The organism is Apibacter muscae, from assembly GCF_007845635.1.
GTDB lineage: Bacteria > Bacteroidota > Bacteroidia > Flavobacteriales > Weeksellaceae > Apibacter > Apibacter muscae.
In genome coordinates this window covers 297,946-312,386 of sequence record NZ_SELG01000041.1, presented here as the reverse complement: position 1 = coordinate 312,386, position 14,441 = coordinate 297,946, and the positions used below count along the sequence as shown (strand labels likewise).

Genomic DNA, 14,441 nt, shown 5'->3' with positions numbered 1-14,441 from the left:
TTAAAAACCTTAACGGCTGGCAAAATTAATTCAATGTTTGACTTTTACAAGATAGATTAAAAAAAATTACATAAAAAAAGATTAACTATATTTGTAGATTACAACTATGTGTAAAAGTAATTATGATTATAGACACCATTCATAACATATCTAAGTATTCAGCTTTACATCCCATGTTTACTAAAGCTTTTGATTACATACAAAATTTAGATATGAATAATTTAAAAATGGGAACCTTTCCTATACAGAATCAGGATATTTTTGCTATAATTAATGAAAGTGCTATGGGTACAATTGAAAATACCCACTTAGAAGCACACAATCAATACATAGATATACAAGTGCCCTTTTCAAAAACGGAAATGTTTGGCTGGGCTCCCCGCTCTATATTAAGAAATCCATTGACTGAATATGATGAAATAGAAGATATTCAGTATTTTAAAGATCATTATTCATTCACTTTTGAATTACAACCTGAAAATTTTGTAATTTTTTTTCCACTAGATGCGCATGCTCCATGTCTAGGGGAAGGTAATATTCTTAAGTTGGTTATAAAAATAAAAGTGATACCTTAAAATCACTAGGACTAAAATAATTTAATTAAGCTATTAATTCTCAAGAATTAATAGCTTCTCAAAAGCTTTTCTAGAAGCACCTCTAAAGGTAACCTCTCCACAAAATTTATATCCTAATTTATTAAAAATGGCTAGCATGCCAGCATTGTCAAAATTAGTATCTGCTTTAATGCTCTGTATATTATTATTTATTGCAAATTCTTTAATAAAACTCATCATTTTCTTAGCTAAACCTTTGCCCAAATAGTTTTCTGATATTGCTACACGATGAAAAGCTACAAAGTCACCATTACTAAGCCAATTTCCTACAATATTACTATAAGCAGGTTCATCATTGATGAAAAGAGCACAATACCCAACCACTTTTCCATCGTTTACCAGTACATATCCTGCATTAGAGTCAATATCCTTTTCAATCACCTGAGGGTTAGGATATCCATCTTGCCATTGTTTACTACCCTCAGCTTTTCTTCTTGCGATGGCTTGTTGTAATATTTCCCAAATAACTTCAATGTCTTCCTTGTTTGCTTTTCTAAATGTTAATTCCATAATTTATGTGAGTGGAGATAAATTTTTATAAAAATAAGAGTTTTTTTAAACATTAGATCTATAAATGAATTAAATAAACATCCGAGTTTATATCTACTACTTTGGTTTAGGATATAATAGGCAATTATTTAAATAATTGTAATCATTAACAATGGAAGGAATTAAGACTAAAACTGGCTTAGAATTTCAAAAACTTAAAATAATTTCAATAAAAAAAGACGAGTTGCCCCGTCTTAAATGTTTTCACAACGGAATAATCCTTATTGTGAGTCCTTTCACTGCAAATATAGATAAATTTTTTTAAATGAATACCTATTAAAGATAAATATTTATGTATATTGTGTCAATATAATATATTATTCACATATTTATGAAACATATTTTAGGTCTGGATTTAGGGACTACATCCATCGGATGGGCGTTGGTTAAAGAAGCGGAAGATACAAATGAAAAATCTTCCATAGTAAAAGTAGGAGTAAGGGTAAACCCTTTAACGGTGGATGAGCAAACCAATTTTGAAAAGGGAAAACCAATTACTACCAATGCAGTAAGAGCTCAAGCACGATCGGCTCGAAGAAATCTACAACGCTATAAGCTACGTAGAGAAAATCTTATCCAATTACTTACAGAAAATCATTTTATAGTTTCCTCAACCATATTAGCAGAAAATGGTAAAAATACAACTTTCCAAATTTGTGAACTACGTGCCAAAGCTGCTCAGGAAGTTTTAAGCCTTACAGATTTTGCAAGAGTTTTATTAGCCATAAATAAAAAAAGAGGTTACAAGAGTAGTCGGAAAGTGAATATTACAGAAGACGGTCAATTGATCGACGGAATGGAAATAGCTAAAAAATTATACGAGGATCATTTAACCCCGGGGCAATACGTTTACCAAAATTCTTTACATAAAAACTTTTCAATTCCTGAATTTTATCGATCCGATTTAGAAAATGAATTTTTACGCGTTTGGGAATTTCAAAAACAGTTTTATTCAGAAATATTGACGGATGAACTTAAAGAAAATATTAAAGGCAGAAATAAAACTCAAACATGGGCTATATTAAAAGAGCCCTTGCAGTTAGTAGGCATTAAGAGAGATAAAAAAGGTAAAGAGCTACGTTTAGAGAACTACCAATGGAGAAACGAAGCTCTAGCACAACAACTAAACTTAGAAACTTTGGCAATTGTGCTACAAGAAATCAACGGACAAATTGCAGGATCCTCGGGATACTTAGGAGCAATCAGCGACCGAAGTAAGGAACTATATTTCAATAAACAAACGGTAGGGCAGTATTTATACAGCCAATTGCAAAAAAATAAACATGCTCGTTTAAGAGGGCAAGTATTTTATAGACAAGACTATTTGGATGAATTTGAAAAAATTTGGGAAGTACAAGCCCAACAACACCAAGAACTTACCAGTGAATTAAAAGAAAAAATTAGAGATGTCATAATTTTTTACCAACGTAAACTAAAGTCCAAAAAAAACCTTATTAGCCTTTGTGAATTTGAGCAAAGAGAAATTAAAGACAAAAACGGAAAAGCACGCACCGTTGGTTTGCGAGTAGCACCAAAATCTTCTCCATTATTTCAAGAAGTTAAGATTTGGCAGCAGTTGCACAATGTAAAGTTAAAACATAAAAAAACGGGTGAAGAGTTAGATTTGTGCCAAGAAGATAAAAATTTACTTTTTGAAGAACTAAATTTAAAAGGTTGCATGAGTGCCGAACAAGTCCTAAATATTTTAGGCAAGGGTAAGGAATACAAGTTAAATTATAAAGTACTGGAAGGAAATCTTACCAACGAACAATTGTATAATAAATATTTAGATATTTTAGACCTATCAGGATACGATCTACGTAAAAATTTTAAAGTTAGTACCGGGAAAGAAGAAGTAAACCTAAAAGATATAAAATTAGATGCTCATGAAATAAAAAATACGGTACAAGCGATCTTTGAAGATTTAGGAATTGATACTGAAATACTAAATTTTCATTCGGAATGGGAAGGTGAACAATTTCAAAAACAACCGGCTTACCAGCTTTGGCACCTATTATATTCTTACAATGAAGATGATATACCGCCAGAGATAAAAAAAGAATCCCGTACCGGAATGGAATATTTATACGTACAGTTGCATAAAAAATTCGGCTTTACTTTAGAGCAAGCCAAGCGATTAGGAACGGTAGTTTTTAAAGATGATTATGGAAGTTTAAGCACCAAAGCATTAAAAAAAATAGCGGTTTATATCAAAGAAAATGACTACGCACAAGCCTGTGCATTGGCAGGATATAGACATTCCAAAAACTCTTTAACCCAAGAAGAATTAGCCCAAAGAAAATTAAAAGACAGGTTGGAGAATCTTCCTAAGAACAGCTTAAGAAATCCAGTGGTTGAAAAAATATTAAACCAAATGGTAAATGTTGTAAATACTATATTGGATAGTGAAAACGACCGATTAGAAGCACAAGGCCTGGAACGAAATTTTAAGTTGGATGAAATTCGTGTAGAACTAGCCCGCGAGTTGAAAAAAAATGCTAAAGAAAGAGAGGAACTTTCTAAACAAGTGGAATCCGCCCATAAATACCATCAAAAAATAATTGAAATTTTACAGCAAGCCCCTTTTCATATTAAAAATCCAAGCCGTAACGATATTATTCGTTACAAACTTTACCAAGAACTTAAAATAAACAGTTATAAAGATTTATATACCAACCAATACATAGAACCCCAACAATTATTTTCTAACTTGTACGACATTGATCATATACTACCGAAAGCTCTTTTGTTCGACGATAGTTTTTCTAATAAAACCCTATCACCCAAAAAAATTAATAGAGAAAAAAGCGCAAGTACTGCCTACGATTATATTTTAAACAATTATGGTCCTCAGAGGTTGGAAGATTTCATAGCAAGAGTAGAAAATCTTTATAAAGCCAAGGAGGGAGGAATTACTGAGGCTAAATATAAAAAACTACTAAAAAAAGCTACTGAAATTGGAGACGGTTTTATCGAAAGAGATTTAAGAGATACCCAATACATAGCCAAAAAAGCGAAAGATTTACTGTTTCAAATTACTCCTACGGTGGTCTCTACCACCGGTTCGGTTACTCAAAAATTAAGGGAAGACTGGGGCTTGTTAAATGTAATGAAGGAACTAAATTTACCCAAATACAGGCAAGCAGGCTTAACAGAAATCATAGATAATAAAAAAGGGGAACAAATTATAGATTGGACCAAGAGAAATGACCATCGCCATCATGCCATGGATGCACTTACCGTTGCATTTACTAAACCTTCCCATATTCAATATTTAAATTATAAAAATGCTAGGACAAATGAAAATCATCCCTTTCATCCAATAATTACAGCCATAGAAGATAAAGAACTTATAAAAGTGAAAAGCAAATCCGGAAAAAATAAATCTTTATTTAAGGAACCCCTTCCCAATTTTAGACAACAAGCGCGAGAACACTTAGAAACAGTATTAATCTCTCATAAAAATAAAAATAAGGTAGTTACTAAAAACAAAAACAAAATTGCAGGCAATTCTAAAATACAAGATACTCTTACCCCTAGAGGGCAGATGCATAAAGAAACCATCTACGGTAAAATTAAACAATATGTTTATAAAGAATATAGGATAAATGCTTCATTTGACGAACCAACCATTCTTAAAATTTGCAATTCTTTACACAGAAATTTACTCTTAAAAAGACTCAAAGAAAATAACAACGATCCTAAGAAAGCCTTTACAGGTAAAAATTCGTTGAGCAAAAATCCTATTTATTTAGATGATGATAAAAAAGAAACTTTGCCTAATAAGGTAAAATTACGCGAGTTGGAAGAGAAATTTACCATAAGAAAAAATGTTGATCCTGATTTGAATATTGAAAAAGTGGTTGACCAGGGAATAAAGCGAATTTTAAAACAGAGATTGTTGGATTATGGGAACAATCCAAAAATTGCTTTTTCTAATTTAGAGGAAAATCCTATTTGGCTGAATAAGGAAAAAAATAAAGCTTTACGAAGGGTAACTATTTTTGGAGTTGCAAATGCAGAACCTTTGCATACAAAAAAAGATCATTTAGGAAAAGAGATTTTAAACGAGAAAGGTCACCCAATACCGGTAGATTACATCAGTAAAGGTAATAATCATCATGTGGCTATCTATAGAGATGAAAAGGGGAATTTGCAAGAAAAAGTAGTATCATTTATGGAAGCTGTTGAAAGGAAAAATCAAAACTTGCTCGTAATTGATAAAACCTATCAACAAGACTTGGGTTGGACGTTTTTATTTACCCTAAAACAAAATGAAATGTTTGTTTTCCCTTCTGAAGATTTCCATCCTGCTGAAATAAATTTACTGGATAAAAAAAATTACCAACTTATTAGTAAACATTTATTTAGAGTACAAAAAATAGCCACTAAAGATTACTTTTTTAGGCATCATTTAGAAACCAATGTTGAAACCCATGCAAAAACTAAAGATTTGACATGGAAAAGAGTAAGATTGTCAGAAATTGAAAATATTGTTAAAGTTAGAATTAATCATTTAGGTGAGATTGTGCAAATCGGCGAATATTAAAATTGTAAACTCATGCTTAAGCGAACCATCTATGTAGGCAATCCCGCCTATTTAAAACTGAAAGATCACCAGTTAAATGTTGAAGATCCTGCAACGGGAACAATTAACGGTACAGTTCCCGTGGAAGATATGGGCTTTTTGGTACTCGATCATTCTCAAATTACTTTGACACATCCCCTTATGGTGGCTTTGCAACAGAACAATGTAGGAATTATAAGCTGTGATGCTTACCATTTGCCCATTTCCTTAATGTTACCGTTGGCCGGTCATGTAGAACATTCCCGTAGGCTCAGAGAACAAACAAGTCTTTCTGAACCTTTGCGTAAACAATTGTGGAAACAAACGGTGGAAACTAAAATTTATCAACAAAAATGTTTATTACAAAAACTAGGGCATTCTTTTGAACCGATGTTAGAGTATATGAACGAGGTAAAATCTGGAGATACCACCAATAGAGAAGGGATAGCTGCCCAATACTATTGGAAACAAATGTTTGAGAATTTTACTCGAGAACGAAAAGGAGAAACACCCAACCAATTTCTAAACTATGGCTACAGCCTTTTAAGAAGTATGGTAGCAAGAGCTTTGGTTAGTTCCGGCTTAAATCCAACCCTAGGGCTGTTTCATAAAAATAAATACAACCCTTACGGATTGGCGGATGACGTTATGGAACCCTATCGTCCTTTTGTGGATGAAATGGTGGTGGAATGGTTGCAGCAGAATCGCCAAGAAGAAAAACTTTCTAAATCAGCCAAATTACATTTTTTGCAATTGGCTACACGGGATGTACGATTGGAAGGGAGTAAAAAACCTTTATTGGTAGCCCTAAGCTCAACCACCAGTTCCCTTTATAAATGTATAATCGGAGAAAACCGAATCATTCGGTATCCTGAGTTTGTATGAGTTTTAGTCGTTACAATGCATATAGAATCATGTGGGTATTAGTATTGTTTGATTTACCAACCGAAACCAAGAAACAAAGAAGCCAAGCCTCTAGATTTAGAAAGGATTTGTTGGACGATGGGTTTACTATGTTTCAATTTTCTATTTATTTACGCAATTGCCCCAGTAAAGAAAATGCCGATGTGCATATAAAAAGAGTTAAAAATAAACTGCCCCAGTATGGAAAAGTAGGAATTATTAGTATCACTGATAAGCAATTTTCCCAAATGGAAATATTCTTTTCCAAACAAGCCTCCAATTTACCTTTAGCTCCCCAACAATTAGAAATGTTTTAGGTTAGAAAATCAAAAAGCCATAAGAAAAGTTTTTTTCTTATGGCTTTTAATTCTTTTTTTAAATCCTAATTGAGCTTCTAAATATTTATCTATCAACCCTTTGTAGGATTAGAGGTTGTAACAACTGTTGTAAAGATACAAAATGAAAGGAACTCACAACCAATACTCAAAATTTAATCAAAGATAAATTGTTGTAACAACTGTTGTAAAGATACAAAATGAAAGGAACTCACAACAAGCTCGCCGTTCTTCCCTTTTACTGTTACGTTGTAACAACTGTTGTAAAGATACAAAATGAAAGGAACTCACAACGCCTATTATGGAGAGAATACGAAGGATGAAGTTGTAACAACTGTTGTAAAGATACAAAATGAAAGGAACTCACAACGAGCCTACATCAAAAGAAATAAATGAAATAGTTGTAACAACTGTTGTAAAGATACAAAATGAAAGGAACTCACAACTGGATGAATTAGAAGCAATCAACCAAGAAGGTTGTAACAACTGTTGTAAAGATACAAAATGAAAGGAACTCACAACATACTACAGGGATAAGAACAGGTACTACACGTTGTAACAACTGTTGTAAAGATACAAAATGAAAGGAACTCACAACTATGCTAAATAATTTAAAACTATGGAAAATGTTGTAACAACTGTTGTAAAGATATAAAATGAAAGGAACTCACAACATAAAAATGAATAAATTAGAATACAGTAATGTTGTAACAACTGTTGTAAAGATACAAAATGAAAGGAACTCACAACATACGATGACGGGCAACCTTTACCAGGCGCGTTGTAACAACTGCTGTAAAGATACAAAATGAAAGGAACTCACAACATACGATGACGGGCAACCTTTACCAGGCGCGTTGTAACAACTGCTGTAAAGATACAAAATGAAAGGAGCTCACAAAGAATGATAATAATGTCAAAAACTTGTTATTATTGTTACAACTACTGTAAAGATATAAATGGAAAGGGACTCACAAACCTTTATAGTTATAAAAATATCCTTGTTTAAACTTTTACAAAGGTATAAAATTTAATTTATCAAACAAGGCATATCATGATAGTTTAATATATTATATTATTAACCTAATTTTTAAAAAGTTTCATTTTCAATACTTCAATACTAGATATAAACTAAAAAGATCGTGGTATGCTTTATAAAACAAGAATATTTTAAAATCACCACTATACCTTGTTTTCAGAGCTTAATTTATATTGAAGTTATTAAATAATTAAATAGAAAAAGCATTAATAAGAAAAAGCATCCGTATTGATACGGATGCTTTTTTATAGGTTGATATTTTTCAATTATTAATTCATTTTGAAACCCCTTCTATAAAATCTACCGTAAGGATCTACGTATTTTACAGAAACAGTACCGTTGTAATTTTTTAATAATCTTTCAATGTCTTTGTCACTATTTACAGGTTTATCATTGATTTCCATAATAATGAAACCTTCGTTTATTCCAATGGATCTAAGTTTTCCGTTGGCATCCACGTTGGTAACAACCACCCCGGATTCAAGCCCGTAATTCACTTTTTCTTGCTCGGTTAAAGAAGTAAATTCTCCTCCTAATTTTTCAGTCACCGATAAATCTGCTTTAGTTTTTACAGAAGTTCCTCCTTGTGCGTCTTTTACTTTTACTTTAAAAGATTTTAAACTACCGTCTCTCATAATCGTTACAGAAACGTTGTCTCCCGGTCTCTTTTCACCAATAATTCCGGAAAGGGTAGGGAAGTTTCTTATAGTAACCCCATCAATTTGGGTAATAATATCTCCTTTTTTTATGCCAGCATCTTTAGCGCCACCGTCTTCCTGAACTTCGGTAACTAAAACCCCTTGTTGAGATTTGTAAGAAGTTTTATTTTTTGCATTGTATTGTTTAACCGCAGAATCATCACTCATATCTAAAGCCCCAATCCCTAAATATCCTCTTTGCACCAAACCGTATTTTCTAATATCTTCTACAATTTTTTTAGCAATGTTAGACGGTACAGCAAAGCTATAACCTTCAAAAGTACCCGCACCGGAATGGGAAGCAATAGCAGTATTTATACCTATAAGATCGCCGTTGGTATTAACCAAAGCACCACCACTATTCCCAGGGTTTACAGCCGCATCGGTTTGTATAAAAGATTCAATAGGGTTTTTAGAGTTAGATCTTAGTATATCTAAACTACGTCCTTTGGCTGAGATAATCCCCGCAGTCACGGTAGAAGTTAATCCAAATGGATTACCCACAGCTAAAACCCATTCACCCACCTTTACATTGTCCGAATCATAAAAATTTAAAAAAGGCAAGCCTTTTTCTTCAATTTTTAGTAAAGCTATGTCTGAATTGGGATCAGTCCCAACTAAGGTAGCGGTATAAGTTTTTTGGTTGTTAAGGGTAATTTCGATTTTATCAGCGCCGTCAATAACATGATTGTTGGTTACTATATAACCGTCTGATGAGATAATTACTCCGGAACCTAAACCGTTAGGTGTATCTTTGGGTTGTTGAGGTTGTGATCTTCGAGGTGAATTATTAAAAGGATCTCCGAAAAAGAAATCAAAAGGATCAATAAACTGTTGTCTTTGTTGCTGTGGGCTGTAGGAAGAATAATTCTTAACGCTTACCACTGCATTGATGGTTTTTTCAGCGGCTACCGTTAGATCGGGCGGGTTATAGCTTGCAGTGCTATAGCTTGCCGATTGGAAATAGCCTTTTTCATTTTGGTCTTTTTTAAATATTTCGAAATCACTAAGATTTGTGTTTTTTTTCATTGCAGAAAAAACACCTACGGACAGTGCAGCTCCTGCAACTCCCATAAGGATATAAGAAGCTACTTTTTTAATTTGAAATTTGCTTTTTTTATTATTCATAGTCATTAAACTAAATTGAATTATTAGTTATTTCTCATTTCAAAAGTAGTACCAAATTACTAGTTTGTCTGTGGTTTAACATATATTTACCGAGTACCTGACAGCTTATAGTTTTCATATTTTTTTACAAATAATTTGTATAGATTTGCTTCCTAAAATAAAAGTAAATTTAAGGATGAAAAATATTTTATCCATTCAGTCACATGTCGTATTTGGGCATGCAGGAAATAGTGCCGCAGAGTTCCCTATGCAACGATGTGGGGTAGGTGTGTGGTCTTTAAATACCGTACAATTTTCCAATCACACACAGTATGGTAAATGGACGGGTGAGGTTATGCCTGCCCACCACTTATTGGAAATTGTTGAAGGTATAGACAACATACAACAATTAAATAAATGTAATGCTATTCTAAACGGTTATATTGGCTCTCCGGAACAGGGAAAAGCTATTTTAGAAATAGTAAAAAAAATTAAATCCATCAATCCGAATGCTATTTATTTTTGCGACCCTGTGATGGGGCATCCAGAGAAAGGCTGCATAGTAGCGGAAGGAGTATCAGATTTTTTTAAAAATGAAGCCATTCAAGTAAGTGACATTATGGCGCCTAATTTATTAGAACTTGAAATACTGACAGGCTTAACCATCAATCATATGGACGATGTTTTGCAAGGAATCAAGATATTACACCAAAAAGGGGTGAACATTGTATTAGTGAAACATTTAAGCAAAGCAGCTAAAAGTTCAGATCAATTTGAAATGATCCTATCTACGAAGGACGAAGTTTGGCATATTGCACGACCTTTATTTGATTTTGGTACTCGACAACCGGTAGGAGTTGGAGATTTAACCTCAGGTTTATTGTTGACGCATTTATTACTAGGTAAAAATGGTAAAGAAGCATTGGAAGCGACTACTGCAGCCGTTTATGCGGTAATGTTGGAAACCTATAAGCGGGGAGAATATGAATTGCAATTGGTAGCGGCGCAAGAAGAAATTGCTAATCCTTCCCAACATTTTGAAGCTATAAAAATATAATTTTCTAAATTTTCCTTAGATACATTATATTTTCTCGATAATTAGAGGAAAATTCTTGCTTATATCCGTAAGTGTAAAATTTTATATCAATATAGGGATTTAAGGTTGATACAAAATTTTCTAATTCTTTTAAAACCTTCGGTTTTGAAAAAGGTGCTAAAAAAATTAATGCTGGTTCAAATTTTAATTTTAACGGTTAGGGTGCAGAGGGTTAAATAACAAAAAATTATTATTTACATCAATTGGTAATTACATGGAGTTGTTCAAGAGTTACCATCCATTCCTTATTGAACTAAGTAATAGTTAAATGAGACAGATCATAAATAATTTCCCAATGTTTTTTTAATTGAGTAGCAATCCATAACAAAAATAAACCTGCGTAAAGTAGAGAAATTGCAATGTCTATTTTAAATATTCCATTACCTTTTAAAAAAGGAGCTAAAGCATAAATAATTAGTATAAATAAAAACAGGGTTAAAAAAAAACTACAATAAAAAAAACTATCTTTAGCCCTGCTTTAAAATTAATTCCATAAAATTTATACTCTTTCATAAAACTACTCGTGCCAATGTTTTTGTCTCCTTAATTTATGGAATTTGATTGTATGAATTTGTAAAAACTTTCTTTATGCTGGTCTGATATGGTAATGTATTGCTGATGGATAATGACTTGATTTTTTTCTATGGATTGTATATGTTCAAGAGAGATAATAAAAGATCTATGTACCCGCATAAATCGATCTTTGGGTAACTCTTCTTCCAATTTTTTTAAACTCATTAAAGTTAGAATTGGTTTAGGCTCATCTTTTAACCAAATTTTCACATAATCTTTTAAACCTTCTATATATAAAATTTTATGAAAGCTTATTTTTATTTGTCTGTATTCTGACTTTACAAAAAAATACTCCGGAGATTGTTTTTTATCTAACTCTTTTTGCTCTTTTGCATGAATTAATTCAAACCATTCTTTCGCTTTGTTTGTCGCTAATATAAATTCCTTATAATCAAAAGGTTTTAAAAGATAATCCAATGCATTTACTTTATATCCTTCTAGGGCATATTGATCGAATGCCGTTGTAAATATTATTTTGGTATGGTCTTTTATGGTTTCTGCCAATTGTAAGCCATTCAATTCTGGCATTTGTATATCTAAAAAAATTAAATCAACTTTTTGTTTATTTATGAAGTCCAGAACTTCAATAGCGTTGTTAAATTTTCCTATTAGTTCTAAATACGCCGTTTGGTTTACATAATTTTCAATTAGTTGAAGCGCCATAGGCTCATCATCTACGATTATGCAAGATATTTTATTGGAATTCATTTGTTTTTAATTTAATCTCTAAATTAACAATAAATTCATTCCCACAAATTTCTGAACTATATTCGTATTGATTGGGATATAAAAGATCCAATCTTTTTTTTAAGTTTTGTATACCAATTCCGGAACCGCTTTTATCCGTTATACTTTTTTGAAAATTATGGTTTTTAGAAAATAAAGAAATTCTATCCTCCCACAATTTCATGGAAAATTCTATCACAGAAGTTTGTGTGGCGGAAACTCCGTGTTTAAATGCATTTTCAATAATTGAAATAAATAATAAAGGAGGAATTTGTATGGATGAACTAATTTTAGGAAAGTTTACTTTCACTTGGGTTTTCTCTGTAAGCCTTAGCTTCATTAACTCAATATATTTGTTTAAAAATTCTATCTCTTTTTCTAATCGTACGGTTTCTGTATTGGATTCATAGAGCAAATATCTCATCAGCTTGCTTAAGCTATGTATGGTTTCTTTAGCTTTTTCCGGTGAAATATCTACCAATGAATATATATTGTTTAAAGAATTGAAGAAAAAATGAGGTTGAATTTGGTATTTTAAATGCTGCAACTCGGCTTGCAATTTATAATTTTCAACTTCATTTTTTTCTGATTCAGTTTTTACCCAACGTTCGCTAATACGAAATGCAAGAGCAAATACCATGGGAATAATCATAGAAATGCTATCAAAATATATAAAAAAGGAACGTGAGGGTCTGGATGGTATTCTAAAATGAGGATCTTCTGTAAGCAGTTTAAATATTAACTCGTGCTTTAATATCACTAATAGAGCTATAACAATAACATTTATTGTTATAAAAATTAAAATTTTATTGTTGAAAATAAATTTTTTTATCAGCCATAAATAATTAATATAAAACAAAAAAGCATAGATTAATAAAGATACCCAGGACCTTCTTGCTACAAACGATAATTCTTCTTGTCCATAAGAGAATAAATAAGGCGAAATGAAAAGTACTCCCCAAACGACAAAGTGCAGAAAATATACTAATTTTTTGTTTTGTAAAAGGCGAAATTTATTCATATCTTAATGCATCAATAGGGTCTAAATCAGAGGCTTTTTTGGCAGGATACCATCCAAAAAATATTCCGGTAACTGTACATACTGCGAAGGAAATAAATATGGAAAAAAGAGTTATGCTTACCGGCCAGCCTGCAAAAGTTTTAATACTGTACGTAGATATTAAACCAATTAAAACTCCTATGGCTCCTCCTGTAAAACTAATAAGAATAGATTCTATTAAGAATTGCATAAGAATATCTTTTCCTTTGGCTCCTACAGCCATTCTCAAACCTATTTCTCGGGTACGTTCTTTTACGGATACATACATAATATTCATAATGCCTATTCCTCCTACAAGCAAGGAAATGCTTGCAATTGCCACTAAAAGTATAGTTAGCATTTCACTGGTGGAATTCATGGTTGAAAGTATTTCTTGTTGAGAGGAAATATTAAAGTTATCTGGATCGGATGAATTTAATTGATGGGATTCCCTCATTAATGTTGTAAGCTGATCTACTGCATTGGATGCTTGTTCTTCGCTAACGGCTGATGCAACAATGGAATTTAGGTAAGTTATAGCTAAAACTCTTTTTTGTATTGTTGTAAAAGGTGCTAAAATTATATTGTCTTGGTCTTGCCCAAAAGCATTCTCCCCTTTAGGGCTAAGGGTTCCTATAACTTTTAATGGGATTTTATTGAAACGAATGATTTGTCCTATTGGATTTTCTCCATTGGGAAATAAATTATCTATAACCGTTTTACCTAAAATGCAGACTTTAGAATAAGAATTGACTTCTTGTGTTGTGAACATACTTCCATCAAGAATTTCTAAATTCCTAATAGATAGATATTCCGGAGTAACCCCGTAGAGAGTTGTAGGCCAGTTGTTAGCTCCATGTATGGATTGTCCACTGCCATTAACCACCGGGGAAATTTCTGTGATTAAATTGGCATTTTTGCTAAGAAAATTTAGATCCTTTAAGGTTAAAGTTTGAGAAGCACTCATATCTAAACGTACGCCTCCTTGTCTTCCAGCCCCTGGGCGTATGGTTATAATATTGGAACCCATGGAAGAAAGACTGTCTTTTATACTTTGTTTAGAACCTTCTCCAATGGCTAGCATAGCAATTACGGAAGCAACACCAATGATGATTCCTAGCATAGTTAGCAAAGTTCTCATCTTATTAAGCAAAATCGCTCGAAATGATATTTTAAAAAGGTTAGATAAGTTCAT

10 protein-coding genes and 1 CRISPR repeat array are annotated in these 14,441 nt (G+C 32.3%); of the genes, 5 read left to right on the top strand and 5 right to left on the bottom strand.

What is annotated here, in order from left to right; all coding sequences use genetic code 11:
• Positions 1-122 precede the first annotated feature (122 nt).
• Positions 123-575, top strand: coding sequence for a NanQ anomerase/TabA/YiaL family protein (locus tag ETU08_RS10545; RefSeq protein WP_146262986.1), 453 nt, complete (start codon positions 123-125; stop codon positions 573-575).
• A 33-nt stretch (positions 576-608) separates the two neighbouring features.
• Here ETU08_RS10545 and ETU08_RS10540 read toward each other — a convergent pair whose 3' ends face one another.
• Positions 609-1,124, bottom strand: coding sequence for a GNAT family N-acetyltransferase (locus ETU08_RS10540; RefSeq protein ID WP_146262985.1), 516 nt, complete (start codon positions 1,122-1,124; stop codon positions 609-611).
• A 370-nt stretch (positions 1,125-1,494) separates the two neighbouring features.
• Between ETU08_RS10540 and cas9 the strand changes: the two genes are divergently transcribed.
• Genes cas9 through cas2 form a run of 3 tightly spaced genes read left to right on the top strand, consistent with a single transcriptional unit; the run spans position 1,495 to position 6,950 of the window.
• The gene (gene cas9 / locus ETU08_RS10535; protein ID WP_146262984.1) at positions 1,495-5,712 is read left to right on the top strand and encodes a type II CRISPR RNA-guided endonuclease Cas9; all 4,218 of its coding nucleotides are present in this window, start codon (positions 1,495-1,497) and stop codon (positions 5,710-5,712) included.
• Between the two features lie 12 nt (positions 5,713-5,724).
• Positions 5,725-6,615, top strand: coding sequence for a type II CRISPR-associated endonuclease Cas1 (gene cas1 / locus ETU08_RS10530; protein WP_146262983.1), 891 nt, complete (start codon positions 5,725-5,727; stop codon positions 6,613-6,615).
• Positions 6,612-6,950 (top strand): CRISPR-associated endonuclease Cas2, encoded by a 339-nt coding sequence (gene cas2 / locus ETU08_RS10525; RefSeq protein WP_146262982.1) that lies wholly within the window; start codon positions 6,612-6,614, stop codon positions 6,948-6,950. The genes cas1 and cas2 overlap by 4 nt, the downstream gene beginning before the upstream one ends.
• A 114-nt stretch (positions 6,951-7,064) precedes the next feature.
• A CRISPR array of direct repeats spans positions 7,065-7,946; the repeat unit is 46 nt; unit sequence GTTGTAACAACTGTTGTAAAGATACAAAATGAAAGGAACTCACAAC.
• A 330-nt stretch (positions 7,947-8,276) separates the two neighbouring features.
• On the opposite strand, the gene ETU08_RS10520 is transcribed toward cas2, so the two are convergent.
• Complete coding sequence (locus tag ETU08_RS10520; RefSeq protein WP_246118458.1) at positions 8,277-9,833, bottom strand: Do family serine endopeptidase; 1,557 nt, start codon at positions 9,831-9,833, stop codon at positions 8,277-8,279.
• Positions 9,834-10,008: 175 nt separating this feature from the next.
• Between ETU08_RS10520 and pdxY the strand changes: the two genes are divergently transcribed.
• Positions 10,009-10,869 (top strand): pyridoxal kinase PdxY, encoded by an 861-nt coding sequence (gene pdxY, locus ETU08_RS10515; RefSeq protein WP_146262981.1) that lies wholly within the window; start codon positions 10,009-10,011, stop codon positions 10,867-10,869.
• Between the two features lie 582 nt (positions 10,870-11,451).
• Here pdxY and ETU08_RS10510 read toward each other — a convergent pair.
• Genes ETU08_RS10510 through ETU08_RS10500 form a run of 3 tightly spaced genes read right to left on the bottom strand, consistent with a single transcriptional unit; the run spans position 11,452 to position 14,441 of the window.
• Positions 11,452-12,189, bottom strand: a complete 738-nt coding sequence (locus tag ETU08_RS10510) for a LytR/AlgR family response regulator transcription factor (RefSeq protein WP_146262980.1) — start codon at positions 12,187-12,189, stop codon at positions 11,452-11,454.
• On the bottom strand, positions 12,176-13,228 hold the full coding sequence (locus tag ETU08_RS10505; RefSeq protein ID WP_146262979.1) for a sensor histidine kinase: 1,053 nt from the start codon (positions 13,226-13,228) through the stop codon (positions 12,176-12,178). Before ETU08_RS10505 ends, ETU08_RS10510 begins: the two co-directional genes overlap by 14 nt.
• The gene (locus tag ETU08_RS10500) at positions 13,221-14,441 is read right to left on the bottom strand and encodes an ABC transporter permease (protein ID WP_146262978.1); all 1,221 of its coding nucleotides are present in this window, start codon (positions 14,439-14,441) and stop codon (positions 13,221-13,223) included. The genes ETU08_RS10505 and ETU08_RS10500 overlap by 8 nt, the downstream gene beginning before the upstream one ends.